This is a genomic window from Nocardioides palaemonis, assembly GCF_018275325.1.
GTDB lineage: Bacteria > Actinomycetota > Actinomycetes > Propionibacteriales > Nocardioidaceae > Nocardioides > Nocardioides palaemonis.
In genome coordinates, this window is the sequence record NZ_JAGVQR010000001.1 from 1,335,423 (window position 1) to 1,353,555 (window position 18,133).

Here is an 18,133-nt window from a genome sequence, read left to right on the forward strand (position 1 = left end):
ATCTGCCATGGTCGCGATCACCCCGGACAGCCCGCTCGCCGCTGTCTTCGGCAACCACCACAAGAAGCGCAAGCTCGCCGAGGAGGGCCTCGGCCTGCGCACCGTGGGCGACCTGCTGCGCCACTTCCCGCGGCGCTACGTCGAGGCCACCGAGCTCTCGGAGGTGGCGACCCCGGCGGTCGGCGACCAGCTGACCATCGTGGGCGAGGTGCGCTCGTGCTCCAGCGCACCGTTCACCGCCGGCAACCGCCGCCAGTGGCGTACGACGATCCGGCTGCGCACCGACGGCCCCGACTTCTCGGTGACGCTGTTCAGCCCCTACCAGGCGCTCGCCGAGCGCCACGAGGGCGAGTTCCGCTCCGGCAGCCGCGCGATCTTCACCGGCAAGGCCAAGCTGTTCCGCGAGAGCTGGCAGCTCGAGCAGGCCCACGGCTTCGCCCTCGACGGGGAGGAGGGCGTGATGCTGAGCAAGCTCATACCGGTCTACCCGCTGACCGCCAAGCTCTACACCTGGGACCTGCAGAAGGTCGTCTCCGTCGCCCTCGACCTGGTGACCGGCGTGCCCGACGTCTTCACCCCCGAGCTGCGCGAGCGCTTCGACCTGCTCGGGATCATGCAGGCGCTGCGGTGGATCCACGCGCCCGACGAGTGGGGGCAGCTCGGCGCGGCCCAGAAGCGGTTCCGCTTCGAGGAGGCGCTGGTGCTCCAGCTGGTGCTCGCCCGCCGCCGCGCGGCGCACCGCGCCCAGGGCGCCCAGTCGCGTCCGGCCCGCTCGGGCGGCATCCTCGACGCCTTCGACGCGAAATTGCCGTTCACCCTCACCGACGGCCAGCGCCAGGTGGGCGAGGAGGTCGCCGCGGAGCTCGCGCGCGACCACCCGATGAACCGCCTGCTGCAGGGCGAGGTCGGCTCCGGCAAGACGCTGGTCGCCCTGCGCGCCATGCTCCAGGTCGTCGACGCCGGCGGCCAGGCGGCGCTGCTGGCGCCCACCGAGGTGCTCGCCCAGCAGCACCACCGCTCGATCAGCGCGATGCTCGGCGACCTGGCTCAGGGCGGCATGCTCGGGGGCGCCGCCGAGGCGACCGGCGTCGTGCTGCTCACCGGGTCGATGGGCAAGGCCGCCCGCCAGGAGGCGATGCTGCGGATCGTCACCGGCGAGGCGGGGATCGTGATCGGCACCCACGCCCTGCTCGAGGACCGCGTCGAGTTCGCCGACCTCGGCCTGGTCGTCGTCGACGAGCAGCACCGCTTCGGCGTCGAGCAGCGCGCCGCGCTCACCGACAAGGCGGGCTCACCGCCCCACGTGCTCGTGATGACCGCGACGCCGATCCCGCGCACCGTCGCGATGACCGTCTTCGGCGACCTCGAGACCTCCGTGCTCGCCGAGCTGCCCGCGGGCCGCGCCCCGATCCAGACCTCGGTCGTGCCGCTGGCCGACCAGCCGGCCTGGATCGACCGGGTGTGGCAGCGCGCCCGCGAGGAGGTGGAGAAGGGCCACCAGGTCTACGTCGTGTGCCCCCGGATCTCCGGCGACGCGGGGGAGGAGGGCGAGCGCGACCAGGTCGACCTCGACGAGGACGGCAAGGAGGTCGCGCCGAAGCGAGCCCTGGCCGCCGTCGAGGAGGTGCACGCGGAGCTGTCGTCCGGTCCGCTCGCCGGGCTCCGCACCGCGGTCCTGCACGGGCGGCTCGCCCCCGACGAGAAGGAGCGCACGATGCGGGCCTTCGCCGCGGGCGAGGTCGACGTGCTGGTCTCCACCACCGTGATCGAGGTGGGTGTCGACGTCCACAACGCCACCACCATGGTGCTGCTCGACGCCGACCGGTTCGGCGTTTCCCAGCTCCACCAGCTGCGCGGCCGGGTGGGTCGCGGCGGCCTCCCGGGGCTCTGCCTGCTGGTCTCCCACGCCGAGATCGGCACCCCTGCGCGCGAGCGGCTCGACGCGGTCGCCGCCACCACCGACGGCTTCGAGCTCAGTCGCGTCGACCTCGAGCAGCGCCGTGAGGGTGACGTGCTCGGCGCCAGCCAGTCGGGCTTCCGCTCGAGCCTGGTGTCCCTGCGGGTGCTGCGCGACGAGAAGACCATCGAGCGTGCCAGGGAGGCCGCGGAGGCACTACTCTCCGAGGATCCCGGGCTGGGGCAGGCCCCGGACCTGGCCGCGGTGGTCGCCGAGGTCGAACGATCCGCAGCGTCGGGATTCATGGAGAAGGGCTGAGCGCGACGAGATGACTCGCATCATCGGGGGAACGGCGGGGGGTCGCCGTCTCGAGACGCCGCGCGGCCAGACGACGCGTCCCACCAGCGACCGGGTGCGCGAGGCCCTGTTCTCGGCGATCGAGTCGCGCACCGGGTCGCTCGACGGGCTGCGGTTCCTCGACCTCTACGCCGGGTCGGGTGCGGTGGGCCTGGAGGCCTGGTCGCGCGGGGCCGGGGTGGTGACGCTCGTGGAGCAGGACCGGCGTACGGCCGCCCTCATCAGCCGCAACGCCGCCGCGCTCGGCTTCGGCCGCGCCAACGTCGTCGCCGGCGCGGTCGCCGGCGTGCTCCAGCGACCGCCGGCCGCGCCCTACGACGTGGTCTTCTCCGACCCGCCCTACCCCCTCGCGGACGACGAGGTGGCCGCCGACCTGACCTCCCTGGTGACCCACGGGTGGCTGGTGCCCGGGGCGCTCGTCGTGGTGGAGCGCGCCGCGAAGCGCAGCGAGGTGCGGTGGCCCGACGGGATCGAGGCCGACCGGACGAAGCGCTACGGCGAGACCGCGCTTTGGTACGGTCACGCCACCCCGGCCCCCTGACCCCGGAAGGAACGACCGTGCGCCGCGCTGTCTGCCCCGGCTCCTTCGACCCCGTCACCACCGGTCACCTCGACATCATCGGCCGCGCCGCGCGCCTCTTCGACGAGGTGGTCGTCGCGACCGGCGTCAACATGAGCAAGAACCGGCTCTTCACGCCCGACGAGCGGATCGCGATGCTCGAGGAGGCGACCGCGTCCCTGCCCAACGTGCGGGTCTCGGGCTTCGACGGCCTGATCGTGGACTTCTGCCGCGAGATCGACGCGGTCGCGATCGTCAAGGGCCTGCGGGGCGCCGGCGACTACGAGTACGAGCTGCCGATGGCGCAGATGAACTCCCACCTGACGTCGGTGGAGACGGTGTTCCTGCCCGGCGCGGTCGGCAACGCGTTCGTCTCCTCCAGCCTGATCAAGGAGGTCGCGGCCCTCGGCGGCGACGTCCACGGCCTCGTGCCCGACGCGGTCCGCGAGCAGCTGGTGCGCCGGCTGGCCGAGCGGCGCGCGTGATGCGCGGGGGAGTCGTTTTGCCCGTCCGGTGGAGCGCCGGATACGATTCCGAGGTTGTGTTGGTGTCCAGACGTGGGAGTTCGTTGTGAACAGCCTGGACCCGAGGGCGCCGCTCGTGCTTGACACTCGCGAGCTCGGCCGCCGCCCGGGGTCCCAGCGTGAGCTCGAGCTCTCCGTCCCGGCGCCGGCACAGCTGGGTATCGAGGTCCTCTCTGTCCCCGAAGGTGCGCCGGTCGAGCTCGACCTGCGGCTGGAGGCGGTCATGGAGGGCGTGCTGCTCACGGGCACGGCCACGGCCGCGCTCGAGGGGGAGTGCGTACGGTGCCTGGAGCCGATCGAGGACGAGGTCCACGTGACGCTGCAGGAGCTCTACGTCTACCCCGACCAGCACGACCGGGCCGCGGAGCACGACGACCGCGACCTGGACGACGAGACCAGCCGGCTCGAGGACGACGACCTGCTCGACCTCGAGCCACTGCTGCGGGACGCGGTGGTGCTCGCACTGCCCTTCCAGCCGCTCTGCATGGACGATTGCCCCGGGTTGTGCACCGAGTGCGGTGCGCGGCTCGCGGACGACCCGGACCACGCGCACGACGCACCGATCGACCCCCGCTGGGCCGGGCTGCAGCAGCTCACGCAGGACCCCCAGGACTGACCACCTCACCGGTACCCCCGGTGGACGCAAGCAACAGGAGACAACCATGGCTGTTCCGAAGCGGAAGATGTCGCGCAGCAACACGCGCCACCGCCGTTCGCAGTGGAAGGCCGTCGCGCCGACCCTCGTGACCTGCGCCAACCCCGCCTGCGGCTCCAAGCACCTCCCGCACCGTGCGTGCGGCTCGTGCGGCCAGTACGGCGCCAAGGCCGACCGTCGCCAGGTCCTCTGACCACCGACGAGCTCCGCGCAGCGCTCGGTGATCCGGTCCTGGATCCCGAGCTGCTGCAGCGTGCCCTGACCCACCGCTCGTACGCCTACGAGAACGGCCAGATCCCGACCAACGAGCGCCTGGAGTTCCTGGGCGACTCGGTGCTCGGGGTCGTGGTCACCGAGACGCTCTACCGCGCCCACCCGGACTTCTCCGAGGGCCGGCTGGCGAAGCTGCGTGCGGCGGTGGTCAACGCGCGCGCCCTCGCCGGCGTCGCGCGCGAGATCGGTCTCGGCCAGCACATCATGCTGGGCCGCGGCGAGGAGACCACCGGCGGTCGCGACAAGGCGTCGATCCTGTCCGACACCGTGGAGGCCGTGATCGGTGCGATCCACCTCAGCGGGGGGATGGGCGAGGCCGCCAAGGTGGTCCACCGCCTCTTCGACCCGGTGATGGAGGCCGCCGCGTCCATGGGCGCCGGCCTGGACTGGAAGACGTCGCTCCAGGAGCTGTCGGCCAACCTCGGCCTCGGCGTCCCGGAGTACCTCATCGAGGACGACGGCCCGGACCACATGAAGACCTTCGTGGCGCGGGTGCGCGTCGGCGAGCTCGTGCTCGGCAACGGCAAGGGTCGCTCCAAGAAGGAGGCCGAGCAGGGCGCCGCCGAGACCGCCTACCGCGAGATCAAGGCCACGCAGGCCGCGCCCGCGGCCGGCGCTGCAGCGGCCGCCGACGGCGCCGCCGCGTCCGACGCCTGATCCGGTGCCCGAGCTCCCCGAGGTCGAGGTCGTCCGTGCGGGCCTCGAGCGCCACGTCGTGGGCGCCACCGTCACCGACGTCGAGGTCCTGCACCCGCGTCCGGTGCGCCGCGACCCCCGTGGCCCGGAGGGCTTCGCGGCCGCGCTGACCGGGCAGCGCATCGACGCGGTCCGGCGGCGCGGCAAGTACTTCTGGCTGGCCCTCGCCAGCGGGGACGCCCTGCTCGGCCACCTCGGCATGAGCGGGCAGATGCTGCTCCACGAGCCCGGCGCGCCCGACGAGCGCCACCTGCGGGTCCGCTTCGGCCTCGCCGTGCCGACGGCTCCCGTCGGTGCCGGGTCGCCGGTCCCGCCGCCCGGCCGGCTCGAGATGCGCTTCGTCGACCAGCGGATGTTCGGTGGCCTCGCCGTCTCGACGGGCGGGGCCGACCTCCCGCCCGAGATCGCCCACATCGCCCGCGACCCGCTCGACGCGGCGTTCGACGACGACGAGTTCGTGCGCCGGGCCCGCCGCCGTACGTCGGGCGTGAAGCGGCTGCTGCTCGACCAGGGGCTGGTGTCCGGGGTCGGCAACATCTACGCCGACGAGTCCCTGTGGCGCGCCCGCCTCCACGGCGAGCGCCCCGGCGACCGGCTCACCGGGCCGGTGCTGCGCGAGCTGCTCGGCCACGTCCGCGACGTGATGGGCCAGGCCCTGGCCCAGGGCGGCACGTCCTTCGACGCGCTCTACGTCAACGTCAACGGCGAGTCCGGCTACTTCGACCGCTCCCTCGACGCCTACGGCCGCGAGGGCGAGCCGTGCCGTCGCTGCGGCACCCCGATCCGCCGGGTGGCGTTCATGAACCGCTCCTCCTACTTCTGCCCGACCTGCCAGCGTCCGCCCCGCGGCACGCGACGCGCCGGCCCCCGTTGACCGCCCGCCACCTCGGTGGGACTCTTGGAGACGGGCCTCGTGGCCCGTCTCCCCGTTCGGAAAGGCTCCCCATGGCCAAGGCGCTGTTGGGTCATGTCAACCACGACGCACGGACCACCTCGGTCCTCACCGTCGAGAACAGTCGGCTCCGTCGTCGCGTCGACGACCTCGAGTCGCTGGTGCTGCGGCTCCAGGCCGACAACGACCGGCTCGCGGCCGCCGTCCGCGAGGCCCGGGCCGCCGAGGACCTCCAGCCCGCCTGACTGACCGTCCACCCTCCACCGCCGTCGGCGGCGATAACCCGCTGCGCGGACGGGGCGGCGCGGCCTAGGCTCCGGTGCTCGTGACCACCCTCGTCGAGACCGTCCTGCCCAGCCGCCTCGGCCGCGGCTTCCGGTGGCTGGTCGCGTCGTCCTGGGTCACCAACCTCGGCGACGGGATGCTGATCGCCGCCGGCCCGCTGCTGGTCGCCTCGCAGACCCGCAACCCGGTCCTCGTCTCGGCCTCGATGCTCGCGCTCACCGTGCCCTGGCTGCTCGTGGGGCTGCTGGCCGGGGCCCTCGCCGACCGGCTCGACCGCCGCCTGGTGATCATGACCGCCAACGCGGTGCGTGGCGTCGTCCTCGCGGGCCTGTGCGCCACGATCGTCAGCGGGCACGTCAACATCGCCGTCGTCCTGGTCGCGATGGTCGCGATGGGCACCGCGGAGACCTTCGTGGACGCCACGTCCGGCACGCTCACGCCGATGCTGGTCGAGAAGGAGGACCTCGGCATCGCCAACTCCCGGCTGATGGCGGGGATGATCACCGGCAACCAGCTCGTCGGTCCCGCGGTCGGGGCGCTGCTCTTCGCCGCCGGGACGGCGTGGCCGTTCGTCCTCACGGTCGTGTGCATCGCCGCGGGCATCGCGCTGGTGTCTCGGATCGGGACCGCGCCCGGCGCGGTGCGCGAGCAGGTCGACACCCACATCCGCCAGGACATCGCCGACGGCGTGCGCTGGCTGTGGGGCAACCCGCCGGTCCGCACGCTTGCGATCATCATCGTGGTCTTCAACGTGACGTGGGCAGCGCCCTGGGCCGTCCTCGTCCTCTGGGCGCTCGAGCGGGTGGGCATCGACGAGGCGGGCTTCGGGCTGCTGACCACCGCGTCGGCGCTGGGCAGCCTGCTCGGCACCTTCGCGTACGGCCGGCTCGAGCGGTCGGTGCCGCTCGCGGTGCTGATGCGCGCCGTGCTGCTGGCCGAGGTGCTGTTCCACCTCGCGATGGCGCTGACCACCTCACCCTGGGCCGCCTACCCCCTGATGTTCTTCTTCGGGGCCTACGCCTTCGTGTGGGGCACCCTGTCGCAGGCCGTCCGGCAGCGGGCGGTGCCGCGCGAGCTGCAGGGCAGGGTGGGCTCGGTCTACATGATCTGCGTGATGGGCGGCATGCTGGTGGGCTCGCTGCTCGGCGGGCTGATCGCCCACGGGTGGGGTGTGGCGGCGCCGTGGTGGTTCGCCTTCGTCGGCTCGGGCGTGACCCTCGCCCTGGTGTGGCGCTCGCTCGCCCTCATCGCGCACGCCGACGAGCAGGTCGTCGCCGACGCCTGAGCGGCGCGGGTCGCGCCCGGATGGTTCGATGGGTAGATGGACGCCCTCGCCGAGCTCGTCGACCAGCTGCCCGAAGGGGTCGTGGTCACCGACCCGGTCCGCACCGAGAAGTACCGCTGGGACCGGTCGCAGGACCCCGGCGCCGGCACGCCCCTCGCAGTCGTCCGGGCGGAGGACGCGGGCCAAGTCCAGTCCGCGGTCCGGTGGGCGGCGCGCCACGACGTGCCCGTCGTGCCGCGCGGAGCCGGCACCGGCCTGTCGGGCGGCGCGAGCGCGGTCGACGGCGGCATCGTGCTCAGCCTGGAGCGGATGACCGCGATCGAGGTCGACCCGGTCGCCCAGGTCGCGGTCGTGGAGCCGGGCGCGCTCAACGCCGCGGTGAAGGTCGCCGCGGCCGAGCACGGCCTGTGGTACCCACCGGACCCGTCGTCCTACGAGATCTGCTCCATCGGCGGCAACGTCGCGACCAACGCCGGTGGCCTGTGCTGCGTGAAGTACGGCGTCACCACCGACTACGTCCTCGGCCTCGACGTGGTCCTCGCCGACGGCACCTTGGTGACCCTCGGCGGCACCCGGATCAAGGACGTCGCCGGGCTGTCCCTGCTCAAGCTCTTCGTCGGCAGCGAGGGCACCCTCGGCGTCGTCACCCGCGCCGTGATGCGGCTGGTCCCGGCCCAGGTCACCGGCGCCACGCTGGTCGCGGCGTTCCCCACCATGCCGGCCGCCGCCGAGGCGGTCGTGGCGATCCGGCGCTCGCTGCGCCCCTCGATGCTGGAGCTGATGGACCAGCCTTCGATCCGCGCCGTCGAGGCGTACCGGGCGATGGGCCTCGACACCTCGGCCGGTGCCCTGCTCGTCGCGCAGAGCGACGCCCCCGGCACGGCGTGCACGGCGGAGGTGGAGGCGATGCGCGCCGCGTGCGAGGCCGCCGGTGCCGCGGACGTCTTCGTCACCGACGATGCCGAGGAGGGCGAGCTGTTCGTCCGCGCACGGCGGATGGTGATCCCGGCCGTCGAGGAGCTCGGCGAGCTGATGCTGGAGGACGTCGGCGTCCCGGTCCCGCGACTGCCGGAGCTGGTGGCCGCCGTCGCCGCGATCTCCGAGCGCCACGAACTGCTGATCCCGGTGGTGGCGCACGCCGGAGACGGCAACACCCACCCGCTGGTCGTCGTGCCGCGCGGCGACGACGCCGCGAAGGTGCGGGCGCTGGAGGCGTTCGAGGAGATCATGCGGGTCGCGATCTCGCTGGACGGCACGATCACGGGCGAGCACGGCGTGGGCCGCACCAAGAAGTCGGCGCTCCCCGAGCAGCTCGGCGACGACGTGATGGCGCTGACCCGCCGGGTCAAGGACGCGCTCGACCCGGCCGGCATCCTCAACCCGGGCGCCGTGCTGTGACGCGACCGGCCGTGGACCGGCTGGCGGGGGAGCGGGACGCGCTCGTCCAGCAGCTCGCCTTCCACCGCGAGACGCTGCTGGAGAAGGTGGACGGACTCGGCGACGACGAGCTGCGCCGACCGATGACCGGGTCCGGGCTGAACCTGCTCGGGCTCGTGCGCCACCTCACGGTGACCGAGCACGGCTGGTTCCTCGTCATCTTCGCGGGGGAGCCCGACCCGTACGCCGACCTCGTGGACGACGCGGAGTTCCGGGTCGACGACGACGTGCCGAGCGCCGACGTGCTCGACCGCTACCGCGAGACCTGCGCCCGCGCCGACGCGGTCGTCGCCGCCGGCGGGCTCGACGACGTGGTCACGACGCCGTGGGGGGCCGAGGTCAACCTGCGTGCCATCCTGACGCACATGATCCAGGAGACGGCGCGCCACAACGGCCACGCCGACCTCATGAGGGAAGCCATCGACGGGACGACCGGCTCGTGACGCGGTCGCAGACAGGAGAACCCATGATCCGCGAGCGCCACCTCTTCGGGCCCGGCCCGTCCAACCCCTACGCCGAGGCCACCCAGGCGCTCGCCGCGCCGCTGCTCGGCCACCTCGACCCCGAGTTCCTGCGGGTGATGGACGAGACGTGCGACCGGCTCCGGACGGTCTGGGGCACCGACAACGCCCGCACGCTGCCGCTCAGCGCGACCGGCTCGGCGGGCATGGAGGCGGCGTTCGTCAATACGGTGCACGCGGGCGACGTGGTCGTCGTCGCCGTCAACGGGCTGTTCGGGCAGCGGATGACCGACGTCGCCGCCCGGTGCGGCGCGGAGGTCGTCGCGGTCGAGCACGAGTGGGGACGCCCGGTGGACGTCGACCGCGTGCTCGCGGCGCACCCGTCGCCCGCGATCGTCGCGGCCGTCCACGCCGAGACGTCGACCGGCGTGCGCTCCGACATCGCCGCCCTCGGCGCCGGGCTCCGTTCCCAGGGGTCGGACGCGCTGCTGCTCGTCGACGCGGTCACCTCGATCGGGGGCATCGAGCTGCGCGCCGACGACTGGGGCGTCGACATCGGCTACGCCGGCACCCAGAAGTGCCTCGGCGTCGCGCCCGGCCTGGCGCCCTTCACCATCGGCGACCGGGCCTTCGAGCGGCGCGTGGAGACGCCCCGGTCGTGGTACCTCGACCTGGGCATGCTCGGCGGCTACGTCGGGGAGGCCGGGGTGCGTGGCGGCCAGCGGACCTACCACCACACCGCGCCGACGGCCATGGTCGCCAGCCTGCACGCCGGCCTGGGCCGGATCCTCGACGAGGGCCTCGACGCCGTGTGGGCGCGGCACCAGGCGGCCGGCGACGCGCTCCAGGCGGGGCTGCAGGCGATGGGCCTGGAGCTGTTCGCCGAGGAGGGCAGCCGGCTCCCCGAGCTCACCACGGTCAAGGTGCCCGACGGCGTCGACTCCGCCGCCGTGCGGTCCCGGCTGCTCGAGCGCCACGGCATCGAGATCGGCGCGGGCGCCGGGGCGTACGCCTCGAGCGTCTGGCGCATCGGCCTGATGGGGCGCAACGCGCGGCCCGACGCGGTGCTGCTGGTCCTCGCGGCGCTCGAGGACGTGCTCGCGGCCTGAGACGGCCTCGGCCCGACCTACCAAAAAAGGGCGATAGCCGCACGAACGGGCCGGCGGGCGGCGTCGGTGCGGCGATGGTCGGTGCATGACTCCTCGTGCGCCGCGCCACCGGCCCTCCCGACGCGGCCCTGCCGCTGCAGCGCGGGCGATCTCGCTCGCGCTCGCGGCCACAGGGCTCGTAGCCGTCGCCCTCCCCGTGGGAGCCGCGTCCGGAGCGGTCACGATGGACCCGCCCACCGGTGCGAGGGCCGGGACCGTGACGCTGAGCGGGACGGTGGGCGCCGAGCCCGGCGCCACCACGTCGGTGCTCTACGTCATCGACGCGACCAGCTCGACCGGCCGCGTCCCCGGGCTCGACTGCTCCGGCAACGGGGCGGTGGGCGCCGAGGACGACCTCAACGGGGACGGCAGCGTCGGTGACGTGCTCGACTGCGAGGTGGCCGGCGTGCTGGCCCTCAACCGCAGCCTCGCCACCACCACGGGGGTGCAGGCGGGCGTGGTCGCCTTCGCCAACCAGGCCGCCGCAGCCGATCTCGACCCCGTCGGCTCGGCGACCTTCCTCGCGCCCGCCTTCACCGGTGGCGACGCCGCGCCGCGGGTCGAGACCGTCGTGCGCAGCGTCCAGCGCAGCCGGATCGGGCTCTACGACCCCCGCGACCTCGGCGCGAGCGGGTCCGGGAGCGCGTTCAGCGGTGCCGTCTCGACGGCCCTCGCCACCCTCGCCACCGCGCCGGCCGGCCCGAAGTGGATCATGTTCCTGTCCGACGGGCAGTCCGGCATCGACGACGCCCAGCTCGCGGCGCTCTCCGGGTCGGGGGTGCGGATGCGCACCTTCGGCATCGGTGCCGCCGCGACCTGCGACCGGCGTGGCAGCCTGTTCAAGATGGCCGCCGCCACCGGGGAGGCGTGCGTGGTCGAGCCCGACCCGACGAGCCTGGCCGCCCAGCTGACCGGCTCGCAGCCCGACGCGGTCAGCGGGGTCACGGTCACGATCGGCTCGACGGCCGTCGCGGCCACCGTCGACGCCGTCGGCGGCTGGAAGGCGGGCTTCACCCTCGGCGCCGGGACCTACACGGCCCAGGTCCGCGCCACCCTCACGTCCGGCAGGGTCCAGACCACCCAGCGCACGTTCACCGTCGCCGCCGGCGACGGCACCAGCCCCGCGCCCGGCACCGTCACGGGTGCCCCGGGATCGCTCCGGGCGACGGCGCTGAAGGTCACCCGTCCCGCCCCGACCCGGCTGTCGTTGCCGGCCAGGGTGAGCGGACGCGTCGGCCGCCCGGTCGACGGGTTCTCCGGCTCGGCGGCCCTGGCCGGTGCCCGGGTCGAGCTCCAGGCCCGCACTGCGGCCGGGACCGTGTGGACCACCGTCGCGAAGACCCGGGCCAAGCGGTCGGGGGCCTTCGCCCTCCGCTGGAAGCCCCGCGCACGCTGGACGGTCCTGCGGGTCGCCCTGCGGCCGCCGTCGGGCTTCGCCGAGAGCGTCGCCGCCGTCGCGCAGCCCGCGATCTCCGCCTGCAAGGTCGTCGGGAAGAAGCAGTGGACGGTCACCTGCCGCACGACCGCCAAGGCCCGCAGCCAGGTGCGCCTGCTCGACGGACGCACCGTGGTCGACCGGTCCCGGGTCCGCAAGGGCACCCTGCGCCTGTCGGGCCGCGGCCCGGTCGCGGGCAGCCGGATCGTGCTCGGCAGCGGCCGCAGGACCGTGGGCCTCACCCTCTGACACCAGCCGCGGCCGTAGCCTGCCCTGCATGCCAGGGACGCTGCGGCTGCGGCCGATGACCGAGGACGAGCACGCCACCTACCGCGCGCAGTCGGAGCGCGAGTACGCCGACGACATCGCCGAGGCGGGAGGGCTCGACGCCGACACCGCCGCCGCGCGGTCCGCCGAGGAGTTCGCCCGCCTGCTCCCGGACGGCACGTCCAGCCCCGGCATGCACCTGTGGACCGCCGAGGTCGACGGCGAGCCGGTGGGGATCGGGTGGATCGAGCTGCGGCAGCGTCCGAACGGGACGTCTGCCTGGGTCTTCGACCTCCGGGTCGACGACGCGCAGCGGGGCAAGGGGCTGGGTCGCGCACTGATGGAGGCGATGCACGCCGCGGCCCGCGACCTCGGAGCGACGTCCGTCGGCCTCAACGTCTTCGGGCACAACACCACTGCGGTCCGGCTCTACGAGTCGCTCGGCTACCGGGTGACCGCCCAGCAGATGCGCGTGGACCTCTGAGCCGTCCGCCCCGGCAGGCCGCCTGAGCCTGCGCCCCCGCAGGCGTCCCCGCGGGTAGGGTGAGCGCGCTGAGCCTCCCCACGCACCCCAGCGGTCCGTCGACGCACCGGTCGGCCGGGCCCCGACCAGCCCCGCCAGGAGCCCGCGTTGTACCTGAAGAGCCTGACCCTCAAGGGGTTCAAGTCCTTCGCGTCATCGACGACGATGCAGCTCGAGCCGGGCATCACGTGCATCGTCGGGCCCAACGGGTCGGGCAAGTCCAACGTCGTCGACGCCCTCGCCTGGGTGATGGGCGAGCAGGGCGCCAAGAGCCTGCGCGGCGGCAAGATGGAGGACGTCATCTTCGCCGGCACGTCCGGCCGGCCGCCGCTCGGTCGCGCCGAGGTGCAGCTCACCATCGACAACTCCGACGGCGCGCTCCCGATCGACTACGCCGAGGTCACCATCAGCCGGACCATGTTCCGCAACGGCGGCTCGGAGTACGCGATCAACGGCAGCGGCTGCCGGCTGCTCGACGTCCAGGAGCTGCTCAGCGACTCCGGCATCGGCCGCGAGATGCACGTGATCGTGGGGCAGGGACAGCTCGACTCGATCCTGCACGCGACCCCCGAGGACCGGCGCGGGTTCATCGAGGAGGCCGCGGGCGTCCTCAAGCACCGCAAGCGCAAGGAGAAGGCGCTCCGCAAGCTCGACGCCACCGACGGCAACCTCACCCGCCTCGCCGACCTGCTCTCCGAGATCCGGCGCCAGCTCAAGCCGCTGGGGCGCCAGGCCGAGGTCGCCCGCAAGGCGCAGACCGTCCAGGCCGACGTCCGCGACGCCCGCGCCCGACTGCTCGCCGACGACCTGGTGACCGCGCGCACGGCGCTGGACCAGGAGATGGCCGACGAGACGATCCTCGTCCAGCGCCGCGAGGAGGTCGAGGCGCAGATCGCCACCGGCCGTGACCACGAGGCACGCCTCGAGGCCGCCCTGCGCGAGGACCTGCCCCGCCTGGCCGCCGCCCAGGAGACCTGGTTCGCGCTGTCGGGGCTCAAGGAGCGTCTGCGCGGCACCGCCTCGCTCGCCGACGAGCGGATCCGCAACGCCGCCGGTGTGGCCGACGCCGACGCGGTCGACTCGGGCCGCGACCCCGGCGACCTCGAGGCGCAGGCCGCCCGGGTGCGCCGGCAGGAGGAGGAGATCGGGGCCGAGGTCGAGCAGCACCGCGCAGGCCTCGACGCGGCGGTCGCCGCCAAGCGCGCCGCCGAGGACGCCGCCGCCGAGGAGGACAAGCGGGTCGCGGCACTCCAGAGGGCGGCCGCCGACCGGCGCGAGGGGCTGGCCCGGCTCACCGGCCAGGTCAACGCGATCACGTCCCGCGCGGAGGCCGCCGACGCCGAGATCGCCCGGCTCACCGAGGCCCGCGAGGAGGCGGTGGCCCGGGCCGAGCGCGCGCAGCGCGACTTCACCGCCCTCGAGACGAAGGTCGCGGGCCTCGACGCCGGCGAGGAGGGCCTCGACTCCGAGCACGAGGAGGCCGTCGCCGTCCTCGACGAGGTCGAGGAGCAGCTCGCCGCCGCGCGCGAGGAGGCCCAGCAGGCCGACCGCGACCGGGCCGGCCTGGTCGCCCGCCGCGACGCGCTCGAGCTCGGGCTCAACCGCAAGGACGGTGCCGGGGCGCTGCTCGCGGCCGGCGACGCCGTCGACGGGCTGCTCGGGTCGGTGGCGGCCCTGCTCGACGTCGACCACGGCTACGAGACGGCCGTCGCGGCAGCCCTCGGGGTCGCCGCGGACGCCGTGGTCGTGAGCGGGACCGACGCCGCCCTCGCCGCGATCGCGCACCTCAAGACCGACGACCTCGGGCGCGCCGGCCTGCTGCTCGGCTCGGGCGGCGGTGCCGGTCACGACTGGCCGGACCTGCCGGCGGGGGCCGCCTGGGCGGTCGACGTGGTGACCGCGCCCGACGGCGTACGCCCCGCGCTGGTGCGTCTGCTCGACCGGGTCGCGGTCGTCGACGACCTCGACGCCGCACGCCGCCTCGTCGCCGAGCGCGGCGACGTGGTCGCGGTGACCCGCGACGGCGACCTGCTCTCGGTCCACTTCGCAGCCGGCGGCTCCAGCAGCCAGCCCAGCCTGATCGAGGTCCAGGCCGCGGTCGACGAGGCCACCACCCGCCTGGCCGAGGCGACCGCCACCACCGAGCGCCTCGGGTTCGAGATCTCGCGCCTCGAGGCCGCCCGTCACGACGCGCTCAAGCGCGTCGACGTCGCGCTCGCCCGGCTGCACGAGTCCGACGCCACCCTGGCCGCCGTGGCCGAGGAGCTCGGCCAGCACGGCTCGCAGGCCCGCGCCGCCCGCGGCGAGGCGGAGCGGCTCGAGCGCTCGCTCGCTGCCGCCACGGCCGCCCGCGAGACCGACCTCGCGGGCCTCGCCGAGCTCGAGGAGCGGCTCGCGGCCGCCCAGGACGTCACCGACGAGGAGCCCGACACCGCCGAGCGCGAGCGGCTCGCCGAGGCCGCACGCGACGCCCGGCAGGCCGAGATGGACGCTCGGCTGGCGCTGCGGACCGCGGAGGAGCGGGCCCGGGCGCTGCACGGCCGGGCCGACTCGCTGGTGCGTGCCGCCCAGGCCGAGCGCGAGTCGCGCGCGCGTGCCGCCGAGCGTCGCGAGCGGCTGCTGCGCGAGGGTCGGGCGGCGCAGGCCGTGGCCGCGGGCGTGCGCCAGGTGCTCCACCGCCTCGAGCGGTCGGTCATGCTCGCCGCCGACGAGCGCGCCGCCGTCGAGGAGTCGCGCCGGGGGAGCGAGCAGGAGCTGATGACGGTGCGCACCACGCTGCGCGACCTCGGCCGCGAGCACGACGAGCTGGTCAGCTCGGTCCACCGCGACGAGATGGCCCGCACCCAGCAGCGGATGCGGATCGAGCAGCTCGAGGAGCGCGCCCTCGACGAGCTCGGCCTGGACCCCGAGGGGCTGGTCGCCGACTACGGCCCGCAGACCCTCGTCCCGCACACGGGCGAGGTGCCCGACGGCGAGGAGGCTCCCGACCCGGTCCCGTTCGTGCGCGACGAGCAGGTCAAGCGGCTCCGCGCCGCCGAGCGGGCGCTCTCGATGCTCGGACGGGTCAACCCGCTCGCGCTCGAGGAGTTCTCCGCGATGGAGGAGCGCCACAAGTTCCTCACCGAGCAGCTCGAGGACCTCAAGCGGACCCGCAAGGACCTCCTCGACATCGTCCGCGAGGTCGACGCCCGGGTCGAGCAGGTGTTCACCGAGGCCTACGCCGACGTCGAGAAGGCGTTCGACCAGACGTTCGCGCGGCTGTTCCCCGGCGGTGAGGGCCGCCTGGTGCTGACCGACCCCGGCGACATGCTCGCCACCGGCGTCGAGGTCGAGGCGCGTCCGCCGGGCAAGAAGGTCAAGCGGCTCTCGCTGCTCTCCGGCGGCGAGCGGTCGCTGGTCGCGGTCGCCTTCCTCGTCGCGCTGTTCAAGGCGCGCCCCTCGCCCTTCTACATCCTCGACGAGGTCGAGGCGGCGCTCGACGACACCAACCTCGGCCGGCTGCTGCAGATCTACGAGGAACTGCGGGAGAACTCCCAGCTCCTGGTGATCACCCACCAGAAGCGCACCATGGAGGTCGGCGACGCCCTCTACGGCGTCACGATGCGCGGCGACGGGGTGTCCGCCGTGATCAGCCAGCGGCTGCGCGACGCCGAGCCGGCATGAGCGCAGGCTCCGCCGCGCGGCCGCCCCGGCCGACGCGTGACGACTACGTCGCGTGGCGCACCGCGACCACCCGGTGGCGCGACGACGACGCCTACGGACACCTCAACAACGCCACCTACTACGAGCTGTTCGACACCGCGGTCAACGCCTACCTCTACGAGGCGACGGGCGTGGACGTGCGGGCGCTGCCGGAGATCGGCGTGGTCGCCGAGACCGGCTGCCGCTACTTCCGCGAGATCGGGTTCCCCGAGCCGATCGAGATGGGCCTCGTGGTCGACCGGGTCGGCACCAGCTCGGTCGTCTACCGCATCGGGCTGTTCCAGGGCCCGTCCGACGAGGCGGCGGCGGAGGGACGCTTCGTCCACGTCTACGTCGACAACACCCACGGTGCCGGCAACCGGCCCGTCGCGCCCCTGCCCGACGTGGTTCGCGCCGCGGTCACGCCGCTGCTCCGGCCACGCCCCGCCGGCGGGGCGTGACGGGTCCCACAGCGACGCGCCCGGCGCCCTCACCGGTGCACCGACGCCACCGGTCGTGTGTGACGCTGGAGGAGCCCTGTCCGGTCCACCTCGGAGGAACCCCGTGCTCGCCATCGTCGTGACGATGATCCTCGGCCTGCTCGTCGCCGGCGGCGTCGCCGTCTACGTGGCGTACCCGCACCGTGGGGAGCGGATGCCGGTCGTGCCGCAGCTCGGCGACGCGATGCGCAAGGGCGTCGACTCCCTGCCGGTCCTCGAGGACTCCGAGTCGCGGGTCTGACCCGCCCACCGCGCGTCGCCGGACACGCGGACGACGGCGCGGCACCGCACGCGAGGGCTCCGCGCGGCTAGCCTGCGACACGTGACCACGTCACGCGAGCACCTCACCAGGACCTACTGCACCGTCTGCGGCTCGATGGTGTCGCGGGAGTTCCGGCCCGGTCCCGACGGCCGGCCGCACGCCACCTGCCCGCGCTGCCGGAGCCTCGAGCGGCACCGCTTCCTCGCCCTCCTGCTCGGCACGCTGGCGCCCGACCTGCGCGACCTCGACCTGGTCGTGGAGATCGCGCCGTCGCGCCAGACCACCCCGATGCTCGACCGCCTCGGCGCCCGTCGCCGGATCAGCCTGGACGCCGGCTACGACTCCCGCGACGTCGACGCGCTCGCCAGCGTGTGCCAGCTGCCGCTGCGCGACGGCTCGGTCGACCTGCTGGTCTGCTACCACGTGCTCGAGCACGTCCCGGACGACTGCGCCGCCATGCGCGAGATCGCGCGGGTGCTCAGCCCGCACGGGATCGCGCTCCTCGAGGTGCCGATCAAGGTCGGCGTCGGCACCGACGAGGACCTCGAGGCGCCGGAGGAGGAGCGGCTGCGCCGGTTCGGGCAGCGCGACCACGTGCGGTGGTACGGCGACGACATCGACGACCGGCTGTCCGCGGCCGGCCTGGCCACGGTGCGGGTGACGCCGCCGGCGCTGGTCGGCGAGGCCGCGGTCAAGTGGTTCGGCCTGATGGCGAGCGAGGTCGTCTGGATCGCCCGGCACGGCTCGGGCGCGGCGCCGGCGATGCTGGCCGGCGGTCCCGGCACCGGGCTCACCGCCGCGCTCGACGCGCTGCTGACCGACCTCGACCACACCCGCGAACGGCTGGACCGGGCGCGGACGCGGGCCGACCGGGCTGCGGCGCAGCGCGACGCGTTGCGCGCACGTCTGGCCAGCACGCGCGAGGAGCTCGCGCTGGCGCGGGAGGCGGGGGTGCTCACCCGGCTTCGTCGCGCGGTGCACCTCTGATTGGATTGA

The 18,133-nt window shown here is 74.3% G+C and carries 18 protein-coding genes; all 18 read left to right on the forward strand.

Features of this window, described 5'->3' with window-relative positions:
• The first annotated feature begins 7 nt into the window (after positions 1–7).
• The 18 genes from KDN32_RS06535 (at position 8) to KDN32_RS06620 (ending at position 18,124) form a co-directional block, all read left to right on the forward strand.
• Positions 8–2,215 (forward strand): ATP-dependent DNA helicase RecG, encoded by a 2,208-nt coding sequence (locus KDN32_RS06535; RefSeq protein WP_211731242.1) that lies wholly within the window; start codon positions 8–10, stop codon positions 2,213–2,215.
• A 10-nt stretch (positions 2,216–2,225) separates the two neighbouring features.
• Positions 2,226–2,795, forward strand: coding sequence for a 16S rRNA (guanine(966)-N(2))-methyltransferase RsmD (rsmD, locus tag KDN32_RS06540; protein WP_211731243.1), 570 nt, complete (start codon positions 2,226–2,228; stop codon positions 2,793–2,795).
• A 17-nt stretch (positions 2,796–2,812) separates the two neighbouring features.
• Positions 2,813–3,298 carry a pantetheine-phosphate adenylyltransferase gene (gene coaD, locus KDN32_RS06545; RefSeq protein WP_211731244.1) on the forward strand — a complete coding sequence of 162 codons (486 nt, stop codon included), beginning with the start codon at positions 2,813–2,815 and terminating at the stop codon, positions 3,296–3,298.
• Between the two features lie 115 nt (positions 3,299–3,413).
• Positions 3,414–3,953 (forward strand): YceD family protein, encoded by a 540-nt coding sequence (locus KDN32_RS06550; protein WP_307853779.1) that lies wholly within the window; start codon positions 3,414–3,416, stop codon positions 3,951–3,953.
• 46 nt (positions 3,954–3,999) lie between these two features.
• On the forward strand, positions 4,000–4,185 hold the full coding sequence (rpmF, locus tag KDN32_RS06555; RefSeq protein ID WP_121138958.1) for a 50S ribosomal protein L32: 186 nt from the start codon (positions 4,000–4,002) through the stop codon (positions 4,183–4,185).
• Positions 4,140–4,922 (forward strand): ribonuclease III, encoded by a 783-nt coding sequence (rnc, locus tag KDN32_RS06560; RefSeq protein WP_211731246.1) that lies wholly within the window; start codon positions 4,140–4,142, stop codon positions 4,920–4,922. The genes rpmF and rnc overlap by 46 nt, the downstream gene beginning before the upstream one ends.
• A gap of 4 nt (positions 4,923–4,926) precedes the next feature.
• On the forward strand, positions 4,927–5,835 hold the full coding sequence (gene mutM / locus KDN32_RS06565; protein ID WP_211731247.1) for a bifunctional DNA-formamidopyrimidine glycosylase/DNA-(apurinic or apyrimidinic site) lyase: 909 nt from the start codon (positions 4,927–4,929) through the stop codon (positions 5,833–5,835).
• Between the two features lie 71 nt (positions 5,836–5,906).
• On the forward strand, positions 5,907–6,098 hold the full coding sequence (locus tag KDN32_RS06570; protein ID WP_211731248.1) for a hypothetical protein: 192 nt from the start codon (positions 5,907–5,909) through the stop codon (positions 6,096–6,098).
• 80 nt (positions 6,099–6,178) lie between these two features.
• A complete protein-coding gene (locus tag KDN32_RS06575; protein ID WP_211731249.1) occupies positions 6,179–7,423 on the forward strand; it encodes an MFS transporter in 1,245 nt (414 codons plus the stop codon).
• Positions 7,424–7,459: 36 nt separating this feature from the next.
• Positions 7,460–8,821 carry an FAD-binding oxidoreductase gene (locus KDN32_RS06580; protein ID WP_211731250.1) on the forward strand — a complete coding sequence of 454 codons (1,362 nt, stop codon included), beginning with the start codon at positions 7,460–7,462 and terminating at the stop codon, positions 8,819–8,821.
• Positions 8,822–8,832: 11 nt separating this feature from the next.
• Positions 8,833–9,303 carry a DinB family protein gene (locus tag KDN32_RS06585; protein WP_211731251.1) on the forward strand — a complete coding sequence of 157 codons (471 nt, stop codon included), beginning with the start codon at positions 8,833–8,835 and terminating at the stop codon, positions 9,301–9,303.
• Positions 9,304–9,326: 23 nt separating this feature from the next.
• A complete protein-coding gene (locus tag KDN32_RS06590) occupies positions 9,327–10,430 on the forward strand; it encodes a pyridoxal-phosphate-dependent aminotransferase family protein (protein WP_211731252.1) in 1,104 nt (367 codons plus the stop codon).
• A gap of 256 nt (positions 10,431–10,686) precedes the next feature.
• Positions 10,687–12,153 (forward strand): hypothetical protein, encoded by a 1,467-nt coding sequence (locus tag KDN32_RS06595; RefSeq protein ID WP_211731253.1) that lies wholly within the window; start codon positions 10,687–10,689, stop codon positions 12,151–12,153.
• 28 nt (positions 12,154–12,181) lie between these two features.
• On the forward strand, positions 12,182–12,655 hold the full coding sequence (locus tag KDN32_RS06600) for a GNAT family N-acetyltransferase (RefSeq protein WP_211731254.1): 474 nt from the start codon (positions 12,182–12,184) through the stop codon (positions 12,653–12,655).
• Positions 12,656–12,802: 147 nt separating this feature from the next.
• Positions 12,803–16,357 carry a chromosome segregation protein SMC gene (smc, locus tag KDN32_RS06605; protein ID WP_211731255.1) on the forward strand — a complete coding sequence of 1,185 codons (3,555 nt, stop codon included), beginning with the start codon at positions 12,803–12,805 and terminating at the stop codon, positions 16,355–16,357.
• A complete protein-coding gene (locus tag KDN32_RS06610; RefSeq protein WP_211731256.1) occupies positions 16,354–16,836 on the forward strand; it encodes an acyl-CoA thioesterase in 483 nt (160 codons plus the stop codon). Before smc ends, KDN32_RS06610 begins: the two co-directional genes overlap by 4 nt.
• A gap of 103 nt (positions 16,837–16,939) precedes the next feature.
• Positions 16,940–17,116, forward strand: coding sequence for a hypothetical protein (locus tag KDN32_RS06615; RefSeq protein WP_211731257.1), 177 nt, complete (start codon positions 16,940–16,942; stop codon positions 17,114–17,116).
• An 81-nt stretch (positions 17,117–17,197) separates the two neighbouring features.
• Positions 17,198–18,124, forward strand: coding sequence for a methyltransferase domain-containing protein (locus KDN32_RS06620; RefSeq protein ID WP_211731258.1), 927 nt, complete (start codon positions 17,198–17,200; stop codon positions 18,122–18,124).
• Positions 18,125–18,133 lie beyond the last annotated feature (9 nt).